A 22,282-nucleotide genomic window follows, 5' to 3' on the forward strand; every position below is an offset into this window, starting at 1 on the left:
AGGTATGCATAATCGACTCATTGCAATCATTGGCGCAGGGGTGATGGGATGCGCCACGGCACTGGATGTCGCGAGGGCTGGTTATCGTGTAATTTTGCAGGATATTTCGGCGTCGGTCATCGAACATGCCCCTGATGTTATACGTCGTGAATATCGTTCAGCTTGCTTTCTGAAGCAAGGGTACGGTCAGGTTCCCCTGGATCAGATCATGGAACGAATCTCGTTCCAGACACAAGATGAAGGTGTGGAAGAGGCAAGTATCATTATTGAAAATGTAACCGAAAACCTGGAGTTGAAAAAGGAAGTTTACGCACGCTTGTCCCACAAGGTTCGTCCGGATGCTTTATTTGCGCTAAATACAAGCTGTATTTCCGTGACAAAGCTCGCTTCATTTTTGCCTGACCCAGGTCGAGTCATTGGGGTGCATCTGATGAATCCGGTTCCCGTTAAATCCATGGTGGAGGTGATCAAAGGACATCATACAACGCAGGGAACGGAACATGAGATGGTAGCGTTTTTGGAAACTCTTGATAAAAGTCCAGTTGTCATAGAGGATCTGCCTGGGTTTGTCTCTAATCGCCTCTCGCACTTGTTAATGAATGAAGCGGCGTACATTGTACAGGATGGAATCGCTACACCCGAGCAGGTGGACGCCATTATGAAGAAAGGCTTCAATTATCAGATGGGGCCGCTGGAGACGGCGGATCTGATTGGTCTGGATACGGTCGTGCATTCATTGAAAGTATTGTACGACAGCTATCAGGACCCCAAATTCAGATGCTGTCCGATGTTGCAGAAAATGGTTGATGCAGGACAGTGGGGGCGGAAGACGGGTCAAGGATTCTATGCCTACTAAGATGAAGGGTGGCATGACCATGGAAAAGCTCAAGGATATCAAATGCATCGTTTGGGATCTGGACCACACCATATGGGATGGAGTTTTGCTTGAATCTGCAGATGTGCAACTGAAGCCGTGCTTAAAGGAGGTGATTGAAAAACTGGACCAGCGAGGTATTTTGCATTCTGTTGCCAGTAAAAATGATGCAGAGCTGGCTTGGACGAAACTAAACGAACTGGGCATCGCCGAATATTTTCTATATCCCGAAATCCATTGGGATGCGAAGTCTGTCTCTGTTCAGCGGATTCAGCAGAACATTAATATCGGTATGGATGCCATTCTGTTTGTGGATGATCAACCTTTTGAACTGGAAGAAGTGCAAAGTGTACATGCTGACATTCAGGTACTTCATGCGGATCAATATGAAACCATGCTTGATGACCCAAGGCTGATGCCCCGATTCATTACAGCCGACTCTGCGTGCAGAAGGCAGATGTATCAGGCGGATACGCTCCGTAAACAGGCTGAGGAACAGTATGAAGGACCTTCAGAACAATTTCTGGCTACGCTGGGCATGAAATTTTCCATCTACGAGGCTACTGAGGATGATCTTCAACGTGCAGAGGAACTTACCGTTCGCACCAATCAGCTAAATGCAACCGGAATTACCTACAGTTACGAGGAGCTGCATCAACTGATGACCTCGCAGGACCATATGTTATTGGTGTGTGAACTCGAAGACAAATACGGGACGTATGGCAAAATTGGGCTTGCACTTATTCACATGCAGCAGAAAGTATGGCGGCTAAACATGCTTCTGATGTCTTGCAGAGTGATGTCCAGGGGTGCAGGGAGTGTACTGCTAACGTATATCATGCGTGAAGCTCAGAAGCAGGGCAAACAGATGCTTGCGGACTTCAGGGATACCGGAAGGAACCGGATGATGAATATCAGCTATCGCTTTGCCGGTTTCAAGCAGCAATCTGCAGATCAGGAAGGAAGAGTACTGTTTCATCATGATTTGCAGCAGGCTGTAGAGTTTCCAGACTACATTGAGGTTTTAGTGCCCGAGGGGCAACATCAATAACAAGGGGGAAGGGCAGTGGATTATCGTCAGGAAATTCGGGAGTTTATCGGGAACAATCTCACCATGGATCATGAGGACGCTCAGATTAATGATAATGACAATTATTTTGAGCAGCGGTTCGTCAATTCGCTCTTTGCGATGCGTTTGGTGGACTTTGTAGAGCGTAGATTCCAGATTGAGATAGCAAATGAAGATCTGGATTTGGCGAATTTCTGCACAATTAACCGTTTGCATGATCTTATTGAGAGAAAGTTGACTGAGAAGGAGGCGGCACTATGATTACAGCTAATCAGGCATCCATTCGTCCAGTCACAAGTCCGGCAACCAGCCCGTCCAACAAATATATGTATTTGTTTTTGGGAATTTCCTTTGGCACATGTTATGGAATCGCAAGTTTGTTCATGTTCTTTGCGGATTTTATTGTACCCATAACAGGTGAGTTAACCCTGATGCATCCACTTGCGATCGTTGCTCTGTATTCACCTTCCATTGCCGGATTAATTACATGTTATGTGATGGGCGGAACGGAAGCATTAAAAGGAATGTTTATGAAGCTGGTTCCGCGCAGACAGGACCTGTTCTGGATACCGCTCATTATTGGAATTTCCATCATCTTTGCATCAACAATGCACTTTGGTTCCTTGTTATTCGGCATACCGGTCCCTGAGTTGACATATAGTGTACCTGAAATGATCTGGTTGGGGATTGTGAATCTGATCAAGGAGACGGGGCTGATTGGTGGGCTGTTTGGCTGGATCGGATTTTTGCTTCCATTCTTGCAAGGGAAGTTAAAAAATAATATAACAAGTGGTCTGATTACCGGCCTGTTGTTCGGATTATGGGTGCTTCCGGGATACTTGATTTCCTCTTTTGGCACCTCAACCACTTACATATACTACGTTGTTCAGCTTATGGCATTTATCGTGTTCCAAAGTTATATCTTCAATGCAACCAAAGGTACACTTCTGTTTTATCTGCTTGCATTTTGGCTTGTAGCTACAGGAAGTCAAATTGATTTGTACTACTTTAATCCGCAAGTTCAAATTATGCAATTCTTCTTTTTTGTAATATCGGCTATTGTCATACATGTCATCTTCAAGCGTAAAAATGTGGATACTTCACTTCAGACATTCCCTGCATATGTTCTGGAAAGAAAGTAAGCCTGGTTATGGTGGTGAATAAGTGATGGAACCGATCTATTTGGAGCAGCTACAAAAGGGGGAGGGAAACAGACAGATAGTCTGTTTTCCTTATCTCGGTGGCAACTCCAACAGTTTTCAGCCCCTAGTGCCGTACCTTCCTGACACGGAAATTTGGGCGTTTACGCCCCCGGGTCATGGTCTGAACACCGAAACACCCTTGGAGCATATGCAGCAACTCGTAGAACTGTATACCAGCAAGCTGCTGGATGTTATACAGCCCGGCAGTCTGTTATTTGGACATAGTCTGGGAGGAATTACAGCCTACTTCGTTGCGCAGCGCTTATGTCAGGAACGTCCAGATGTAGCTAAAACGCTACGGCTTGTTTTATCTGCCTGCAACACGCCTGACGAATGCGGGATGCAGAATTATGATCGGATGTCAGACGGAAATCTGATTGATCATCTGTTTTCCTATGAAGCTCTTCCGCAAGAACTGATACACGAAAAAGAATTATTGAATTATTTTCTGCCCGTCATCCGGGCGGATTTCAGGATGCTGGAATCTGCAGCAACGCTTGAGTATGAGCCACTCTCATTGCCGGTGTTGTATCTGTGGGGAGAACGAGATCGTACCGTTACCCTTCAATCAGCGTTGAGATGGGGCCGATATTTTGAATCATCCATGAAGCTTCAAACCATCAAAGAGGGTGCTCACATGTTCATGATGCATCAACCTTCAACGGTGGCGCATTGTCTGACAAGCTTTATGACTCCAGATAAATAGGAACAACTTGTAGATGAGAGGAGCCATGTTCGTTTATGCTGCTACGAATGCTGAGAAACGATATAACGAGAAAAAAAGGGATTACGGCTGCGTTATTTATTTTTGTACTGCTGGCCGCCTTGCTGGTATCTTCGGGGTCACGAATGATTATGGAACTGACGAGTTCCATCCAATATCTATTTTCTGAATCCAAAACACCACACTTTGTGCAAATGCATGCCGGAGAACTCGATCAGGCCAAAGTGAACACATGGGCTGAAGAAAATGCCATGGTCCAGCAGCATCAGATTGTGGAAATGGTCAACATTGACGGCTCTAATCTGTTTCTCGGAGCAGAGTCCGAAAAGAACAGTGTTATGGACATTGACTTTGTTACACAGAATCAGGGTTTCGACTATTTGTTGAATCTGGACAGTGAGATTATTCAGGTTAATGATGGCGAGATCGCGGTTCCGGTATATTACATGCAGCAAAATAAATTGAGCGTGGGCGACCAGGTTCGGATCGATAATGGTCAATTTGAGCGTTCTTACACCATCGTTGATTTTGTCCGTGATGCTCAGATGAATCCATCGGTTGTGCACTCCAAACGTTTTATTGTGAGTGATGGGAATTTGCAGGAATTGAAGCAGAGCATCGGAGAGATGGAGTATCTCATCGAATTCCGGTTGACGGATCCCGGACTGACGAGTGAATTTACCCAGGCTTACCAAAATGCCGGACTTCCCAACGCGGGTCCAGTCGTAACCTATGGGCTGTTCCAGGTACTGAATGCCATGACCGACGGAGTTATTGCAGCCGTTATTATTTTGGTCAGTCTTGTGCTGATTCTGATCGCGATGCTTTGCATCCGATTCACAATGCTTGCGACCATCGAAGAGGATTATCGTGAGATTAGTGTCATGAAAGCGATAGGGATCGCAGAGAAGGATATTAAGAGACTGTATCTGATGAAGTATGTATTTATGGCTGGATTTGCATCCGTGCTTGGTTACATTGCATCACTTGGCGTTAACAGATTATTTGTTTCCAATATCATGTTGTATATGGGAAAAGCACCTGCAACCCTGTTGCATTTCGCGATTCCGTTATTAGCCGCTGGAATAATATTTGCCATGGTTGTTCTGTTCTGTCGAACGGTACTGAGGCGTTTTCGTTCCATCTCCGCAGTGGATGCTCTACGTACCGGGAGCCTTGGAGATACACAGATCATTCGAAACCGGCTCAGTTTGTCCCGCAATCGCTGGTCTTCCGTACCTGTCTTTCTTGGTCTGAAGGAAGTGATACAGCGAATCAAGATGTTCCGATTATTGTTGTTCGTCTTTGTAGTCAGTTCATTTATCATGATTGTGCCGGTTAACTTCCTGAACACTTTGCAGGCGCCAAGTTTTATCTCTTATATGGGTGTTGGACAAAGTGATATTCGCATTGACTTGAGGCACACAGATGATGTGGAGCAGCGTTATGACAATCTGGTTGCCCAGATCCAAAATGATAAAGACATCAAAACGTATTCCCCATTGGTGACAAGCCAGTTCAAGATTAAAAATGCGGAAGGAAGTTACGACAATCTGAGTGTAGAAACTGGGGATTTCAGTATTTTCCCATTGTCTTATGTTAGCGGTAATGCGCCAACAACCGAGAATGAAATTGCGTTATCTGATGCAAACAGTAGCGAGCTGCACCTGAAGACTGGTGAGCAACTTACCTTGCTGGTTAATGGCAAGGACCAGATGATGACGGTCAGCGGAATATACCAGGACGTTACGAATGGTGGCAAAACGGCGAAGGCCTTATTACCTTACAACAAGGATAGTGTGTTGTGGTATGTGGTCAGTTTGGATCTGAATAATCGCGGGGACATGGCTACCAAAATTGCTGAATATGAGTCGGCTTTCTCGCCAGCCAAAGTAACCGATCTTCAAGGTTATCTGGATCAGACGTTAGGCGGAACCATCCAACAATTGAAATTGGTGACGATGCTGGCCTTGGTCATCGGTGTCTTCATATCTATTTTAATTACAGCACTGTTCCTTCAGATGTTAGTAGCCAAGGACAACAACGACATTGCTGTACTAAGAAGCCTTGGGTTTGCCTTGTCTAAAATCAAGTTCAAGTATGTCGTGATGTCACTTGTCATATTAATCTTAGGGGTTGTTACTGGAACGATATTGTCGAATACGTTGGGTCCGTTGCTGGTTAGTGCCATTATGTCGACGTTCGGTGCTTCCAATATTGTTTTTGTTGTTAACCCGTTACAGGCATATATCTTGTGTCCATTGTTACTTGCAGGCACGATTGTACTAACAGCATGGATTAGCATCCAATCGATCAAGGAAACGAGCATATCCAAAATGATTGTCGAATAGGGAGGATCAACGATGACAACTATACTTGAGGCTAAAGACGTGAATAAATCGGTAGCGATCGGCGAGAATGAAGAACATAACATCTTGAAAGATATCAACCTTCAATTAAAAAAGGGAGAATTTGTTTCCATCATGGGGCCATCTGGCTCAGGCAAGTCTACCTTACTTTACAACATAAGTGGTATGGATCAGATTAGTGCTGGAAGTGTCTATTTTAATGGCAAAAAAATATCGGCATTCCAGGAGAGAGATCTGGCAAGTCTACGTTTGACCAAAATGGGGTTCATCTTTCAAAATATTCATCTGCTCAAAAATCTGAATCTGTTAGACAATATCGTACTTTCCGCGTATCTGGCCAAGAATAGCAGCAGAGAAACGATTAATACACGGGCGATGTCATTAATGAAAAAAATGGGGATTGATGAGCTGGCTGGGCATAACATCACCCAAGCCTCAGGCGGACAGCTTCAACGGATTGCCATCTGCCGTGCACTGATTAATAATCCAGATATTTTATTCGGCGATGAACCAACGGGGGCGCTGAATTCCAAATCAACGTATGAGATCATGGATATTCTGGGCGATATTAATGCAACGGGTACAACCATTCTGCTGGTGACCCATGATGTGAAAGTCGCTGCCAGATCGGAACGTGTACTGTTTATGATGGACGGTAAGCTGGTTGCAGACAAAAATATTGGAAAATATGCAAGAGAGCGTCAGGATCTAAAAACAAGGGAAAGCCATTTGGCGCAATGGTTGACTGAAATGGGGTTCTAAAAAAAGAACTCCATGACTACAATAGACCGACAGTCGGTCGAACGTATCGGAGGCCAGGATATGAGACTGATAAAAAACCCGGAAGAACGCAGGAACGAGATTTTGGATGCCGCCGAGATTCTGTTCGTGACAAAAGGATATACCAAAGCTACGGTCATGGATATCCTTCAGGCGTGCAACATTGCCAAGGGTACATTTTATTATTATTTTCAGTCCAAGGAAGAGGTTATGAACGCCATCGTTATGCGTTTTATTCTGAGCGGGGAGGCATCGGCTAGGCACGTGGTGTCCGATCCCAAACTGAATGCCCATGACAAAATTTTTCGCATCATGATGGCGCAGAATCAGCCAGACGGCAGAAAACATGATCTCATCGAGCAATTGCACAGTGTTCATAATGTGGAGATGCACCAAAAGAGTCTTGTAGAGACGGTAATTCGATTAAGTCCCATCTTGGCCGAGGTGGTAGAGCAGGGTATTCAGGAGGGGGTATTTCATACACCTAACCCAAAGGAATCCATCGAATTCCTGCTTGTATCGTCACAATTTTTGCTGGATCGAGGCATCTTTCAATGGGAGGAGGAAGAACTCCAAAAAAAGGTTGAAGCATTCACACATATTATGGAACGTGTGCTGGGAGCAGAAAAAGGAAGCTTCGCCTACGTCACTCGTCTTTATTTTCCGAATCAAGGTTAGCCGAGAAAGGAGTATCATCCATGGAACATACCGTTCAAAAATCATTTAAAAAGTTTCTGGTAGTATGGTTCGGTCAGCTCATCTCCATGATTGGGATTGGACTGACAGCCTTCTCCCTGGGGGTGTATGCCTTCGAAAAAACGAATACGGCAACAAGTGTTGCATTGATTACCTTATTCACGTTTCTGCCGAATATCCTGCTTCGACCTATTGGAGGGGTACTGGCAGACCGATTCGACCGTCGAACGATGATGATTATCGGCGACCTGGGGTCGGCAGCCGGTTTGATTTTCATTCTGTCGATTATGCTCACAGGTGATATCCAATTATGGCATATCTATGTGGGAGTGGCCTTTAGTTCCGTGTTTTCCGCGCTGCAGAGCCCGGCATATAAGGCCTCTGCTACGGACCTGCTGGATAAGGATCAGTTCTCGAAAGGAAGCGGTCTTGTACAACTGGCTGAATCCTCGAAGTTTCTGTTTTCACCCATCATTGCGGGCATTCTGCTTAGTATAACAACCATTGAAGTCATTCTGGTTATTAATATTCTGACATTCCTGGTTGCCATTCTGGCTGTGCTGGTTATTCGGAAGAGCATGAAGGTGGAGCGAGAGGATCAAGAAGACAAAAACTGGATCACCGATATGCAAGAGGGCTGGAGGGAAGTTGTAACCAACAAGGGAGTACTGTTGCTGGTGGTGATTATTTCACTTGTCACCTTTTATCTGGGATTCCTGGAGACACTCATTGGTCCGATGCTTCTGTCATTCACGGATGCAAAGACACTTGGAACGTTTCAGTCTGTTAGCGCCATCGGCATGCTGATTAGCAGCTTGTGCATCGGCATATTTACAATAACAAAGAGATATGCAAGTGTGCTTGTGATGGGTCTGATTTTGTGCGGTTTGTCCTTTTCGCTTCTGGGGATATCCACCAACATTTATTTTATTATCTTCGCAGGTTTTCTGTTCCTGTCATCACTGCCGTTTGTCAATATGAGCGCAGATGTGCTGGTGCGAAACAATATCGCCAACGATAAGCAGGGCAGGGTATGGGGAATCATTGGTATTCTGTCACAACTCGGGTTTATTATCGCGTACAGTTTGGCTGGATTTCTGGCCGACCATGTGTTTAATCCGTTGCTGATGGAGGGGGGAGCACTGGCTTCGTCTGTTGGTCAAATTATTGGAACTGGGCCAGGCAGAGGTATTGCCTTTCTGTTTATCATCGCGGGTCTGTTTGTTATTCTGATCGCAATAATCACATCCCGTTTGAAAATGATCAAATCTCTGGAGCAGAGCCCAGATATAGCGACTCCATCCGATGTTGGCGGATTGGCGCACGATTAATTCGAATCCAACAGCGTAAGCCCTTGTCCGCAGCAGCGTGTGATGCTTCTTCTGTACGAAGAAGTTATTCACACGATGAGCAGACAAGGGCTTTTTTGTGCTGAGGAGTCAGCAGATGTAATTAGACAAGATGTGTTTGTGTATTGGATTGTCGGTGGAGCTTACCCTTTAACAGCCCCAGAAGTTAGTCCTCCTACAATATACTTTTGCCCAATGAGGAACACAATCAACACAGGCAATGAGGTGAGCACAATATCGGCACTGACCAGATTCCACTGGGCACTGAATTGCCCAAAGAAGTTATATACAGCCAGTGTCATCGGCCACATCTCCACTGTATTCAGCATATAGAGTGGGGCAGTAAACTCATTCCAGACACTCAGGAAATTAAGAACAAATACCGTTACCAGCACCGAGGTTAACAAAGGTACAATGATTCTCAGGAACAGCTTGATCCCATTACATCCGTCCATGATCGCGGCTTCATCCAGCTCCTTCGGGATGTTAGACACAAACGCATACGTAATGAACAGCGAGATTGGAATACCCATAGCCGTGTAGAGCAGAATCATGCCGACATGTGAATTGATCATACCCATGGACTTCATGACTTCCATCAGCGGAATGTAGTTTAGCGGCAGTGTGATACCGAGAATCAGGAAGAAGTACAGAAACTTGCTGAGCTTCGAATGGTTGCGTGATAACGTGAAGGCTGAGAAGGCCACAACAAACACCAGTAGCAGAGAAGAAGCCCCGGAATGCAGCAGACTGTTGAAAAAAGAACCGCCCAAGTGTCCCTGTTCATAGACGATTTTGTAATTTTCGAAGATAAACTTCTCGGGCAGCGTCAGCTTCAGCACTTTGGCCTCGGCGTCCGACTTGAATGAATTCAGTACAATGACCACAAAAGGAATCAAGACCATCAGGCTAAGCAGCCAGGCGAGTGCATTTAACCCGATCGAAGCCAATCTTTTTCTCAATCGCATGTCAGTATTCCACCTTTCGGTTCATCAAACGAATGATGAAAAAGGAGATGATCGCCATGATGACAAACAGAATGGTAGATAGCGCACTCCCCAGTCCCCAATACCCTTTGGCAAAAGAGGAATAGACAGCCGTGTTAATGACATCTGTTGCGTTACCGGGGCCACCGTTGGTTAGCACGTATACGGCATCGAATACTCTCAGCCCATACGTAATATTGAGTACCGTGGCGATGGTAATGGTAGGCATCAGCATCGGAATGGTGATCCGGAACAGCTTTTGCCCAAATCCGGCGCCGTCAATGGACGCTGCCTCGTAATAATCCCGGGGGATGGCGAGCAGTCCGGCGATGAACAGCACCATGATGTACCCCATGCCTTTCCACGTGTCCACTGCCATGATGGATGGCATGGCCCAGGTTAGGGAGCCCAGCCAGTTCTGGGCGAGAACATCCAGCCCTAATGAACGCAGGGTTACGTTAACGAACCCGTTGTTTGGGTCGAGCAGACTTTTGAACACAAGCCCAACAATCAGGAACGACAGCACCTGTGGGGAGAAGATGATCATCCGGTGCAGATTCGCGGCCTTTACACCGCTGACCAGCAGCAGGGCCAGAAACAAGCCGAGAACCGTCTTGGCGATGGATGTAACCAGGGTGAAGAGGACTGTGTTTTTGATAAAAAGCAGATAGGTCGGATCACCCGCCAGAATAGTGCGGAAATGCTCCAGACCGATAAAGTTCTTCTCCGAACTATAACTATTCCAGTCAGTGAAGGAATAATAGATGCCCAGCAGGGCGGGAGCAACGATGAACAGCAGATATAATACAATCGCTCCAGATGAGAAATACCAGGGATAGATTTTGTTTGCATTCATAACCGGTAACACCTTTCCTTCCTGCCAAAATACATGAGCGGGCAAACGCCCGCTGCATGTAACACTGTTCAGCGTTTATATTTATCTGAAATATGCGCTGTTACTGCCACTTCTCATCTTTCAGCACTTTGGCTTGTTCAGCACGACGTTTATCAATATTTTGCAGAATCTGATCCGGTGTCATGGCTCCGGCGAACATACCTGATAAGTCCTTGCCAATATCCATCCATTGTGGATCAATATATTTCACAGCGGCCTGCATGACCGTACCTTTTTCATGATTTTTCTCATAATCAATATAATCCTGTGTCAGCTTTGGTTCGATTTCCGGCCAACAGATCGTCAGATTACCTTCACCTTCGTCGAACACACGTTGCAGATGATCATGCTCGGTAATCCAGCGGAAGAATTTCAGCACTTCTTCAGAATGTTTACTGTTTTTGTTACCAAACATGGCAGCTGAACCGCCGGGATTCACACCAATCGTCTGATTATCTCCCCACGGCATGACAAAGAACCCCATATTGTCTTTCATTGCCGGATACGCTTCGGAAACTTCCTTTTCCGTCCCTGGAACCCGCAGCAACATAGCAGCTTTTTCCTGACCAAACGCTTCAATTCCCGCTTCTACCGTATTGGACAAGAAGTCTTTGCCGAAATAACCGAGATCCGCAAATTCCTTCAATTGTTCAATGACCGTCTTGAGTTGCGTCATATCTGCGATGTTCATCTCATTGTTGTTTAATTTCTCGTAGGTTCCCGCTGTTGTTTGCTCATAGTTAGGTCCCGTTTCGAACAAAGGCAGAACCTGATACCACCCGCTGGCAGGTGCCTGATAGAACGGAATAATGTCTTTATCCTTAATTTTCTGGCTGATCGCCTTGAATTCGGCATAGGATGTAGGAGGCTCTATGCCAAGCTCTGCGAAGATACGTTTGTTATAGTACACATACCAGATTTTCGATGGGGCAAAAGAAACCCCGTATACCTTGTCATTGTGACTGACGGTTGGCAAAATCTCTTCAGACATCCGACCTGTGAATTCCTCATTGGTCAGGTCAATGGCATTTTCCTCCGGTCTTACGTTAGCCGGCATGCTCAGTGGGTCCACATCGACATTGAAAATGTCAGGTGCTTCGCCAGAGGCCAGCTTTACCTTGATCAGGTCACGCCACTGTGCGTCAGGTACGACCTGAAAATCAATTTTGACACCGGTCTCCTGCTCATATTCCTTGGCCATCGTCTGCATGATGCCTGTACGCGGTATACCGGATTGGCTTGTTCCAAACGTGAGCGTCACCTTACCCGAACCTTCCGTACTTTTACCTGAGTTGCACCCGGCAAGCAGCAGAGTGGAGAGCAGGAGCACACTTGCAAGCGAAAATAGAAATCGTTTTCTCATCATTAAACCTCCCGGAATATAAAGAAAATTGTCACTTGCCGAAACGCTTAATGTAAGCGTATTCTTATGTGGATAACTTTACTGTGAACAGCGGATGTGCTCAATAGACAAAAGCGTTCAGTTGGGTGGACATTTTCGAATGGTGTGACAGATATCATCATAGAACGAGGTGTGTGGGAATTGCGATATCGATTTGGAACGCTTCAGCAAAGTCTGTTTGCCTATTACTCTGCGGTATTTATTATCTTTTCGCTGATTGTGGCGGGGCTTCTGTATGTTTTTCTCGCAAGTGACATTCGTCATCGAAGTGAAGAACAACAGAGACAACTGGGGGTGTCAATCGTCAGTAACCTGGATCAGGAAGTGGTGAAAATGAACAACTTCTCCATGAATATCGTGTACTCCAATCTGGTCAAAGAACACTTCAGTCACTACTTGGCACCAGCGGAGGATAGCGAGCAGACAATGACGAGTGATCCGGCATTGTATAAGGATACAACCACACTAATTGATGTCATTCTCGCGATCATTAGCAGCTCCAATACAGCCAAACAGGCCAATATCTATGATGTAAATGGCAAGATGCTGGGAGCGGGTGCATTCAACGGTCAACTGTCTGTGGATCTGACTAAGCGACCGTGGTACAAGGAAACCTGGGAGCGGAGCGGCTGGCGGGTGATTCAACTGTTAGAGGGGGGAGCTTTGCCCATGCCAACAGGTGAGGGGAAATCAGATCAATCCTACATTTCCCTTACTCGGGTGTACAAAGATGGCAACTATGTCAGCCAGGGTGTTGTTGAGATTTTGCAGGATGCCGGAACCCTGTTCCAGCATTTGAATGATTTACAGGCGAGTAACGATGATCTTCGGATCTATGTAGTGGATGAACAAAATACACGGTTGTATCCACTTTCTTCGGTTGATGATGCTTCTCAAGCTAGCCACTTCGATGATGTGGACTTGATTCAGAATCTTTCATTTCCACCGGATACGATGCAGGAGATCACCGATCCTTTGAGTCAGTCCAAACAAATGATGACGTACATGACGTCACAGGAGACGGGATGGACCGTTATTGTCATGCAGTCCAAACAGTCCCTTTTCGCCAGTCTCAACCGGATGGCTGTGATGTTTATCGGTGCCACGCTAGCTACTCTCATGCTGATTCTGGTTCTCTCGTATCTGATTTCCAAACGGGTCACTTTGCCGCTGCATCGTTTGCAGCGCATTATTCAGAAAACGGGTGAGAATGATCTGTTATCGGGACAGGAATCCGGTCAGTTGTTCAAACTGGAGCATCCCGGTTCTATCCGGGAGATGGATGAGCTGAATGATACGTTTATCCGGCTGAATCAACAGCTTGTGCAGTCTTTTCAGGACAGGCTGGCGATGAAATCTCAGGAGACAGAAGCAAGATTACTGGCTCTGCAATCCCAGATGAACCCGCATTTTCTCTATAACAACATCACAAATATCAGCATCATGGCGGAAGAAGGCATGAATGAGCAGATTGTTGCGTTCTGCGCCAATATTGCGTCTATGCTGCGTTATATTTCTACTCCGGGAAAGAATGGGGTTCCACTGTCCCAAGAACTGGATTATTGTGAGCGATATCTGGAGTGTATGAAGATTAGGTTCGAGGATGATCTGCACTACGAGTTTCATATTTCGGAAGAAATGCAGCTTATTCAGGTTCCGATGCTGATGGTACAACCACTCCTCGAAAATGCCATGAAATATGGACTGGGCGATACCCCTCCATGGAAACTGAATATTACTGGAGATATGGATGCGGTACAGCAGACCTGGCAGATTCACGTGGAAGACAACGGGCCTGGCATGGAACCAGAAGCACTTGCCAAGATCATGCATTACATCGAACAATCACAGGAGTGGGAGCGTATGCCTGACCTTGAAATTAACGGAATGGGACTCAAGAATATATGGGTCCGATTGAAATTATGGTATGGCACGGCAGCCCACATGCTGATTACAAACAAGCCTTCCGGCGGTGTCCAGATTACCATAGGTGGTTCCATTCGAAAGGAGCATGACTGAACCCATGACAATCAAATATAGAACGATTATTGTGGAAGATGAAGCCCTGATTCGCCGGAATGTCTCACGCAAATTCAGAGAGTTGGACACCCGGTTCGAGGTGATTGGTGAGGCGCGGAACGGTCAGGAAGCGTTACAGCTCATTGAACAATCCGTACCTGATCTGGTTGTAACGGATATACAGATGCCGGTAATGAATGGATTGGAACTCGCCAAACATCTGTATTTTGCCTATCCGCATGTGAAAATTGTCATTCTGAGTGGTTATCATGAATTCGAATATGCGCGGCAGGCGATCAGTTACAAGGTGGAGGATTATCTGCTCAAACCATTATCGGAAGAACAGCTTCGGACACTGCTGGATGCGATGGAATTGAAGCTTGGGAGCGCTGTGGATTCGCTTGCCCATATCAGTGCCGTGCTGGATGAACAGGTGAAGCCGGAGGATATCGCAGAGGCCGTTAAGTTGTATTTGAAGCAGAATTACATGCATGAGATTACACTCCAGGACATGGCAGGACAGATGCATTTTAGTGTGGACTATCTGGGAAAGTGTTTTAAGAAAGTAACGGGCGAGACTCCGCTGAAATATATGACAGGTCTGCGGATTAATGAAGCGAAGCGTATGCTCGTCACACACGAGAATATGGATATCAAGACCATTGGTGGAGCGGTAGGGTACAGTGATTCCCACTATTTCAGCCGGATTTTCAAAAACAAAACGGGCATGTACCCTAGCGAGTACCGACTGCAATTGCAGGAACGAAAAAAAGCCCTGTCCATGGATGATGAGAACCATGTTGACTTGAGCTGATCACTGGGCCAGAGCTTCTTCGGTTATTTTGCGAATATCAAACGGGGAGCGGATACCTTCTTCAATCATGTCGGGGAGAATCTGTTCCAGGAAATACTGCACACAGTGGAGGTCGATATTTTTGATTTTGACCAAGGCATAACGGTACATAACGATAAATTCTTTCTCCGTATTGCCACGTTGGAGTTCGGCAAAGGCTTCATATACCTGATCCATCTTGTCTGCGACTTCGAGAATCAGTCCTTCAACCGATTGGTCTTTACCCTCACGCAGCTGTCTGCGGAAAATAGGCTGGAACTCTTCAGGAATATTTTCATTAATAAAATGTTCAACCATGCCTTCTTCCACCTTTTGCAGCATCGATCGCAGCTCCAGTGAATAATGTTTGACTGGTGTTTTGATATCACCGATGAAGATTTCGCCATAATCATGACTGCTCGTAATTTCGTATAACTTCTTCCAATCAATGGTGACTCCATGCTGCTCCTCAATATCTGCGAGCGTTTTGGCGTACTGTACCACTTTCCAGGAATGGGCGGATACGCTGTGTTCTTCGAATTTGAATTTGCCAGGTGTACGAATAATACGTTCAAGATCGTTTAGTGACCTGAAGTATGTGTGAATTCCCATATAAGCGTTCATCCTTTGCTGGTTGAGTATAAGTGTGAGTATCCATCGACTATACGCCAGTTATGTCAACTGTGGATTAACGCGGATAGCGACGAAGGTAAAATGAAGTTTTAATTCTATAGAAGGACGAGAGGATGAAAGGGAACGTACGAGAGAGTACGCAGGTTATCAACAAACAATAAAAAACCACGATGTGTGATTGAACGTGAGTTCAGCATCCATCGTGGCTTTAGTGTGTAGATGTTGTGTTACCTAGTGCTACATAAGTTCAGTTGAATAAAAAATTATGCTTTTTTACGTACCGGTGAAGTATACCAGTACGCCATTCCGACAAAGAGGGCACCGCCGATGATATTACCAAGCGTCACTGGGATCATGTTATGAAACCAGCCCGCCAGAGTAATGGTATCCGGGTGGTTTGGCAACAGCCAGGACAAGGACAGCAAAGTCATATTGGCAACACTGTGCTCATACCCACTTGCAATAAAGGCGTACAGACACCACCAGATGAGAGCAATTTTGGCGATATCCTCTTTTGTGCGAGCTGCCATCCAGATCGCCAGACAGACGAGCCAGTTACAGAGAATGCCGCGGAAGAACAACTCCGATACGGGAGCGGCCATCTTTTTGGCAGAAGAGACAAATAAAAGATGTTCAGGCGCAGCCGTTTTGAACAGGCCGCTGCCTACAATAAGCAGGCTGAGCAGGATCGCACCTAGCAGGTTGCCGAGGAAGACGAGTCCCCAGTTTTTCAGTGTATCTTTAACTGTGGTCCGGCCTGCGAGCGTGCTCATGGTGAAAAACATGTTGTTGCCTGTAAATAGTTCCGATCCGGCAAAGATGACCAGCGTGAGGGCGAGTCCGAAGGACATGCCCATTAACATGGTTTGCAGTGGTGACTGTGCCGCAAGGAGCGGGGCACCAATACTGAAGATCAGTACGATGCCAAGCCCTACATAGGCACCCGCCATTAAGGCGGCAACCATGTAGCGTGAAAGATTTGAGTTCATCTGATCCCGTTTTTTAACCGCAGCTTCAATAATTCCCTCAACACTTGGTGTATACATCACGGTTTCCCCCATTATTTTGCATCAATCTTTGAACGTTTCGATGGAGCTATATTTCAATCCAGACCTGGCCGTTCTCTACCTTCACCGGATACATCTGCACTTGCCCATTGTCCGGTGCTTGCACAACACCGGTAGTCAAGTCAATTTTCCAATCATACAGCGGATCGTACAGATAATGTCCGGACACGATGCCTTCTGCCAGCGGCCCACCCTTGGGGTGGGGGTTGTGATTATCAGCGGCGAAGATGGTGCCATCCGATGCACGAAAGACAGCAAGCTGATGGTCCCGAATCTCAACTACTCTTCCAATTCGTGGCAGGAATTCTTCAACTACTCCGGCGGGGAAGTAGATGCCTGATTGTTTTGTCGTCATCTTAAACCACTCCTTATCTATTTAACATTCTCCAGTATTAATCCTGCAAGCTTGCTTATGGACGAGCCGATACTTCGATTCCATGGAACATTTTGCTTTCGCCTTCCTCATTGCGAATCGCTTTTTGCCAAGGTTCTTCAACATGCTCAAGTGCAAATTCAATCCGCTGCATCAACGCTTTGCGTTCCTCCAGGTTATCCACGACAACCGAACGAATATGCTCCAGACCCATGCGTTCCACCCACTCGGAAGTCCGTTCCAGATAGTTACCTGTCTCGCGGTAATATTGCATGATGGCTCCGCACAGTTCAATCAACTCTTCATCTGTTTTCACTTTGCATAAGGAATCAGCAAGTCTTGCTTTAATACCGCCGTTACCACCGATGAAGATTTCCCAGCCTCCGTCGTTACCAACGATACCGATATCTTTGGTACATGCCTCTGCACAGTTCCGTGGACAACCGTTGACGGCATATTTAAACTTGGCTGGCAGATCCAGACGTTCGAATTTACGTTCGATGCGAGCGCCCATGGCCATGGAATCCTGTGTACCGAATCGGCAGAATTGGGAGCCGACACATGTTTTGACCGTACGCAGCGATTTGGCGTATGCATAACCTGAAGGCATATCCAGTTCAGCCCAGACTTTAGTCAGATCTTCTTTTTTAACACCAATCAAGTCGAGACGCTGACCGCCAGTAACTTTGACTGCTTTCACATCATATTTGACTGAAACGTCAGCGATGCGTTTGAGGTCCGCTGGAGTAGTCACCCCGCCGTACATCCGAGGTACAACCGTATACGTTCCATCCTTTTGAATATTCGCGTTCATACGTTCGTTAACAAAACGGGATTCCTTTTCGTCTTCGTGAGTATCCGGTGCGATCATGCCAAGGTAATAGTTGATTGCCGGACGACATTTGGAACAACCTTCAGGTTGATTCCAGCCCAGAACATTCATGACTTCTTTGGTTGTTTGTAATCCCTTTGCACGAATCTCAGCTACAATCTCATCCCGTCCCATGGAAGTACATCCGCAGATGCCCTGTTTGGCTCCAGTACTGAAACTGTCACCAAGTACATATTGCAGAATCTGTTCCACAACTGGTTTACATCCACCGCAAGAGCGTGTTGCACCTGTACAGGCTTTGATCTCATCTACGCTGGTTAGTCCTTGATTGGTAATGACATCAACAATCGTTCCTTTGGTTACACCGTTACAGCCACAGACAATCTCGTCTTCAGCCATCGTTTCTACAGAGGTGGTTTTCTTATGACCGCCGCAGTCTGTACCCATGAGTGAACCATACAATTCTTCGGTCATTTCGGCCTGTTGTTTGATCAGTTTCTGCAATTCGGCAGAATCCGTAATGTCACCAAAGAGAACGGCACCAACCATTTTATTATCGCGGAGCAGAATTTTTTTGTAAGTCCGTTTCCAGTCGTCTTTGTGCGAAATGACGGTGTGCTCAGGACTGTCAATGAATTCACCAGTTGAAAACACGTCCACACCCGAAATTTTCAATTTCGTGGATACCACAGAACCTTCATACGGAGCCGTCTCAACTCCGCAGATATGTTTCGCGAGAATCATGCCTTGCTCGAACAATGGGGCAACGAGGCCGTAACATACCCCGCGGTGCTCTGTACATTCCCCGACCGAATACACATTCTCAAGTGAAGTCTGCATATAGTCATTCACGACAATACCCCGGTTGACTTCCATACCGCTTTCGCGGGCTACAGCCGTATTGGGTTTAATGCCTACAGCCATGACCACAAAATCAACATTCAGAACCGTATCATCTGCAAAACGAATTCCTTCAACCCGTTCGCCACCCAGCAGTTCGGAAGTCTGCGCACCCATTTTGAACCGGATACCCTGACGTTCGAGTTCTGCCTTCAACATGGCTGAAGCTTGCGGATCAAGCTGACGCTCCATCAGATCTTCCATCAGATGCACTACGGTAACTTCCATGCCGAGTTGTACCAAACCTTTGGCAGCTTCAAGACCCAGCAGACCGCCCCCGATAACGGCCGCTCGTTTATACTGCTTAGCAGCTTCCAGCATGACATTACAATCGGCGATATCACGGAAACCGACAACACCCTCTTTGTCATGCCCCGGTACGGGGAGAATAAAGGAGTTGGAGCCTGTTGCAATGATGATTTTGTCGTAAGGAACGCGAGTTCCATCTTCAGTTACAACTTCATGTGTCTCGGCATCGATTCGTGTAACCGTTGTGCCTGTGTGCAATGTAATGCCGTAATCTTCATACCAGTGAAGGTCGTTCAGCACGATATCGTCCAGCGTTTTGCTTCCTTCCAGTACGTACGACAACATAATGCGGTTGTAGTTAGGATAGGGCTCGGTGCCAAAAACGGTAATATCAAATCGCGTAGTTAATTTCAGAATTTGTTCAACAGTACTGATTCCTGCCATACCGTTACCAATGATGATGAGGTTCTCTTTTTTTCCGTTCATGTGTGTATGCCTCCTTGAATAGACGCTGTACATTACTCAAAATTTTAGTGGTTTATATTTGAAATTATACAAGTAGTTGACGACAGTTTATGTGATTTAATTCACTAATAAAGATAGTTCAGTCAACTATTCGTTGGTGTGATCCCGGTCACAGATTTTTATATATATTTCCAGAGCGACATATATACATATCCAAATGGATATTATACAGGCTGATTAATCAAGGCATATACTACGAGGCATAACGACGCGTCGATATGATCTTTTCAAAATTTGGTATTTTTTTTGCTAACACGAAACACACTACTAGGGCTTAATGAAGTTTCAGAAGTGAAGATGGGGACGTGAATTCTCATTGTGTTGACATGGCTGAAAGGAGATCACCTATGGGTGTAAAAAGAATGGACGATACCTCACCGGCTGCAACACAGCCGGAGATTATTAAAGCGGTTGCAGTAACTGCTGTGATGATGCAGCTGATCCTGTCGGTTCTCTTAAAGCAGTTTCCCGATGTATCTCACAGAATAGAGATTGGCATGTTGTACAATCTGGCGAAGTTCTCGGCACCTGCCTTTATTTTTGCCATTTTGTATGATGTGGCACAACTGCGAGACGTAAAGTATGGACACTATGTATGGCATAAAGCCAAAGAGATCATCGGGCCTTATCTCTTCTGGACTACCGTATATATATTAACGGTGAATGCAGGCGGATATGAGCAGGTGGGGGATGTTGTACAAGCCTTTCTGCTGGGAACGGCAGCCCCGCATTTGTGGTATACGGTCATGATGTTCCAATATCATTTGCTCATTCCGCTGGTGACTGCACTGGCTCTGCTCATGATTCGGAATCGAAAAAAAGCAGCTGTGGCATGGGTAGTATCCATCATCGTGTATGCCATTCTGATTCTGCTCTATGACCGATATGTTCTGCTGGATCTTTTGCATCCCGATCTGGTCTACACGGATCGAATCTTTGCCATGTATGGACTATTTGCATTGCTGGGAATGGGTACATCCATATATAAGGAAGTTTGCCTTGTCTGGTTGGACAAAATGAAGTGGGCACTGCTGCCCATCGGTGTGCTGTTGTTTATTTGGGTGAACCGGGAATTGTTTGCTTATGGATTTGAGGATATGAATTTGTTGAAGTCTTCGTATCTGAAACCGTCGATGGTGCTGTTTAACATGGCGCTAATCTTGCTCCTGTACGCTGGTGCAACGGGACTGATTCGTATGAATGTCCGATTCCTGCCTGCTTTTCGCTGGATTGCCAAATATGCGTTTCGGGCATATCTCGCCAGTTATTTTGCACTGAATCTGACGATCTGGATGATGGGCAGTTATGTGAAGGAGATGCCGCTCGGCATCAGCATCGTGTTTTTGCTGATTTGCACTGCGATTCTAGCCTTCACGATGGTGTATTACATTGAGAAATTGTGCAAGGCAGTGATGCGACTTCTCAGAGCGAGGAATCACCAGGGGCATCAGCCAGCGCCAGCTCACGGAAATAAGCGACCGTAAACTCGCGAAAAATCAGACAAGCTTTGGACAGGTAATGATCTTCCAACCAGGAAATCCCAATCGTTCGTTCGCATACAGGCTGTTCAATCCGAATCAATCGTACATGTTCACCCACAGATCCGTCCCAGGATACCGCGGGAACAAGTGCAATACCAAGTCCAGCGCGAATGAGTCCACGTACGGTTGCCGGATCATCACTTTCGAAAATACGTTTCGGATTGAAACCGGCAATCCGGCACAGGCTGTCGGTTCGTTCACGAAGGTCGTTCCCTGCGCGTAGCGTGACAAAGTGTTCCTCAGCTGCATCTTCCAGTCGGATGGATGTTTTCCCGGCGAGCTTGTGGTCAGCGGGCACAGCCAGGAACAGTTCCTCTGTCAGAAGAGGTAAGCTCTCCACTCGGGGAATCTGCAAGGGCAGCGAAGAGATACAGAGATCAAACCTCGGAGGATCAGAAGGACCAAAATGCTGGATTAACGTAAATGTGATATCCGGATATTGTTGTCTGAATCGGGATAACAGGGCGGGAACCACGTGAGAGCCTACAGGGAATGCAAGACGGATATCGCCTGCCTGACCAGATGACATATCCGCAAGTTCCCGTTTTCCATTTTCGAGTGCTTCAAGAGATTGCTCGGCATATTTCAGAAATACACGACCATAGTTGTTCAGCCGGATGAACTTTCCTGTTCGATCGAATAATTCGGTTCCTAATTCCTGTTCCAGCAGTTTCAACGTTTTGCTCAAAGCTGGCTGGGAGACGTGCAGTTCTTCTGCCGCTCGTGTAATGTGCTCCAGCCGGGCGATTTTGCAGAAATAACGAAGTTGAAGTAAATCCATGTCAATCACCATCCATATCAATTTGGTTATGTATATATGTATAACTATATATTATACATTATTAATGTGAGGAGTAAAATAAAACCTGTACCGCATGTGAATGAACGAATTTCAGATTGAATTAGAGAACATGATAATGAAACCAAATGGCAGATGAACATTAAATCATAGTTAAGGGAGGCTG

General features: G+C 46.1%; 20 protein-coding genes. 12 read left to right on the plus strand and 8 right to left on the minus strand.

All coding sequences use genetic code 11. The annotated features are described in order from the left end of the window. The first annotated feature begins 4 nt into the window (after window positions 1-4). Genes NSQ38_RS13890 through NSQ38_RS13930 form a run of 9 tightly spaced genes read left to right on the plus strand, consistent with a single transcriptional unit; the run spans window position 5 to window position 9,045 of the window. Window positions 5-856 carry a 3-hydroxyacyl-CoA dehydrogenase family protein gene (locus tag NSQ38_RS13890; protein WP_100526999.1) on the plus strand — a complete coding sequence of 284 codons (852 nt, stop codon included), beginning with the start codon at window positions 5-7 and terminating at the stop codon, window positions 854-856. Further along, window positions 846-1,925 (plus strand): HAD-IIIC family phosphatase, encoded by a 1,080-nt coding sequence (locus NSQ38_RS13895; RefSeq protein ID WP_339790064.1) that lies wholly within the window; start codon window positions 846-848, stop codon window positions 1,923-1,925. Before NSQ38_RS13890 ends, NSQ38_RS13895 begins: the two co-directional genes overlap by 11 nt. Window positions 1,926-1,940: 15 nt before the next feature. Beyond that, complete coding sequence (locus NSQ38_RS13900; RefSeq protein WP_091028302.1) at window positions 1,941-2,204, plus strand: acyl carrier protein; 264 nt, start codon at window positions 1,941-1,943, stop codon at window positions 2,202-2,204. Then, window positions 2,201-3,085, plus strand: a complete 885-nt coding sequence (locus tag NSQ38_RS13905; protein ID WP_176872545.1) for a hypothetical protein — start codon at window positions 2,201-2,203, stop codon at window positions 3,083-3,085. Before NSQ38_RS13900 ends, NSQ38_RS13905 begins: the two co-directional genes overlap by 4 nt. A gap of 25 nt (window positions 3,086-3,110) precedes the next feature. Beyond that, window positions 3,111-3,851: an alpha/beta fold hydrolase gene (locus tag NSQ38_RS13910; RefSeq protein ID WP_339790067.1), complete on the plus strand. Its 741-nt coding sequence runs from the start codon at window positions 3,111-3,113 to the stop codon at window positions 3,849-3,851. Window positions 3,852-3,886: 35 nt separating this feature from the next. Next, window positions 3,887-6,220 (plus strand): ABC transporter permease, encoded by a 2,334-nt coding sequence (locus NSQ38_RS13915; protein ID WP_249912113.1) that lies wholly within the window; start codon window positions 3,887-3,889, stop codon window positions 6,218-6,220. Window positions 6,221-6,232: 12 nt separating this feature from the next. Continuing rightward, window positions 6,233-7,000, plus strand: coding sequence for an ABC transporter ATP-binding protein (locus tag NSQ38_RS13920; protein WP_091028310.1), 768 nt, complete (start codon window positions 6,233-6,235; stop codon window positions 6,998-7,000). Between the two features lie 60 nt (window positions 7,001-7,060). Next, entirely contained in the window at window positions 7,061-7,696 is a 636-nt protein-coding gene (locus tag NSQ38_RS13925; protein ID WP_133385585.1) for a TetR/AcrR family transcriptional regulator, read from the plus strand. 20 nt (window positions 7,697-7,716) lie between these two features. After that, entirely contained in the window at window positions 7,717-9,045 is a 1,329-nt protein-coding gene (locus NSQ38_RS13930; protein ID WP_339790070.1) for an MFS transporter, read from the plus strand. 161 nt (window positions 9,046-9,206) lie between these two features. Here NSQ38_RS13930 and NSQ38_RS13935 read toward each other — a convergent pair whose 3' ends face one another. The 3 genes from NSQ38_RS13935 to NSQ38_RS13945 form a co-directional block, all read right to left on the minus strand. Then, a complete protein-coding gene (locus NSQ38_RS13935) occupies window positions 9,207-10,031 on the minus strand; it encodes a carbohydrate ABC transporter permease (protein ID WP_289389914.1) in 825 nt (274 codons plus the stop codon). A 1-nt stretch (window position 10,032) separates the two neighbouring features. Beyond that, window positions 10,033-10,905, minus strand: a complete 873-nt coding sequence (locus NSQ38_RS13940; protein WP_091028318.1) for a sugar ABC transporter permease — start codon at window positions 10,903-10,905, stop codon at window positions 10,033-10,035. A 100-nt stretch (window positions 10,906-11,005) separates the two neighbouring features. Beyond that, window positions 11,006-12,310 (minus strand): ABC transporter substrate-binding protein, encoded by a 1,305-nt coding sequence (locus tag NSQ38_RS13945; RefSeq protein ID WP_339790072.1) that lies wholly within the window; start codon window positions 12,308-12,310, stop codon window positions 11,006-11,008. A 141-nt stretch (window positions 12,311-12,451) separates the two neighbouring features. Here NSQ38_RS13945 and NSQ38_RS13950 point away from each other — a divergent pair, with 141 nt between their 5' ends. Together NSQ38_RS13950 and NSQ38_RS13955 are read left to right on the plus strand one after the other, a co-directional pair. Further along, window positions 12,452-14,365: a histidine kinase gene (locus tag NSQ38_RS13950; protein ID WP_339790076.1), complete on the plus strand. Its 1,914-nt coding sequence runs from the start codon at window positions 12,452-12,454 to the stop codon at window positions 14,363-14,365. 4 nt (window positions 14,366-14,369) lie between these two features. Then, window positions 14,370-15,179: a response regulator gene (locus NSQ38_RS13955; RefSeq protein ID WP_339790079.1), complete on the plus strand. Its 810-nt coding sequence runs from the start codon at window positions 14,370-14,372 to the stop codon at window positions 15,177-15,179. On the opposite strand, the gene NSQ38_RS13960 is transcribed toward NSQ38_RS13955, so the two are convergent. The 4 genes from NSQ38_RS13960 to nirB form a co-directional block, all read right to left on the minus strand. Next, a complete protein-coding gene (locus tag NSQ38_RS13960; protein ID WP_133385582.1) occupies window positions 15,180-15,809 on the minus strand; it encodes a YfbR-like 5'-deoxynucleotidase in 630 nt (209 codons plus the stop codon). It abuts the gene before it with no gap. A gap of 284 nt (window positions 15,810-16,093) precedes the next feature. Beyond that, on the minus strand, window positions 16,094-16,876 hold the full coding sequence (locus tag NSQ38_RS13965; RefSeq protein WP_339790082.1) for a formate/nitrite transporter family protein: 783 nt from the start codon (window positions 16,874-16,876) through the stop codon (window positions 16,094-16,096). A 49-nt stretch (window positions 16,877-16,925) separates the two neighbouring features. Next, the gene (nirD, locus tag NSQ38_RS13970) at window positions 16,926-17,252 is read right to left on the minus strand and encodes a nitrite reductase small subunit NirD (protein ID WP_338588038.1); all 327 of its coding nucleotides are present in this window, start codon (window positions 17,250-17,252) and stop codon (window positions 16,926-16,928) included. A gap of 55 nt (window positions 17,253-17,307) precedes the next feature. Continuing rightward, window positions 17,308-19,737 carry a nitrite reductase large subunit NirB gene (nirB, locus tag NSQ38_RS13975; protein WP_339790085.1) on the minus strand — a complete coding sequence of 810 codons (2,430 nt, stop codon included), beginning with the start codon at window positions 19,735-19,737 and terminating at the stop codon, window positions 17,308-17,310. Between the two features lie 386 nt (window positions 19,738-20,123). On the opposite strand from nirB, the gene NSQ38_RS13980 reads away from it, so the two are divergent. Continuing rightward, entirely contained in the window at window positions 20,124-21,260 is a 1,137-nt protein-coding gene (locus tag NSQ38_RS13980; protein ID WP_339790088.1) for an acyltransferase, read from the plus strand. Here NSQ38_RS13980 and NSQ38_RS13985 read toward each other — a convergent pair. Next, entirely contained in the window at window positions 21,199-22,098 is a 900-nt protein-coding gene (locus tag NSQ38_RS13985; RefSeq protein WP_339790090.1) for a LysR family transcriptional regulator, read from the minus strand. The two genes, NSQ38_RS13980 and NSQ38_RS13985, sit on opposite strands and share 62 nt — an antisense overlap. Window positions 22,099-22,282: the final 184 nt, after the last annotated feature.

The organism is Paenibacillus sp. FSL R7-0313 (genome assembly GCF_037969885.1).
Taxonomy (GTDB): domain Bacteria; phylum Bacillota; class Bacilli; order Paenibacillales; family Paenibacillaceae; genus Paenibacillus.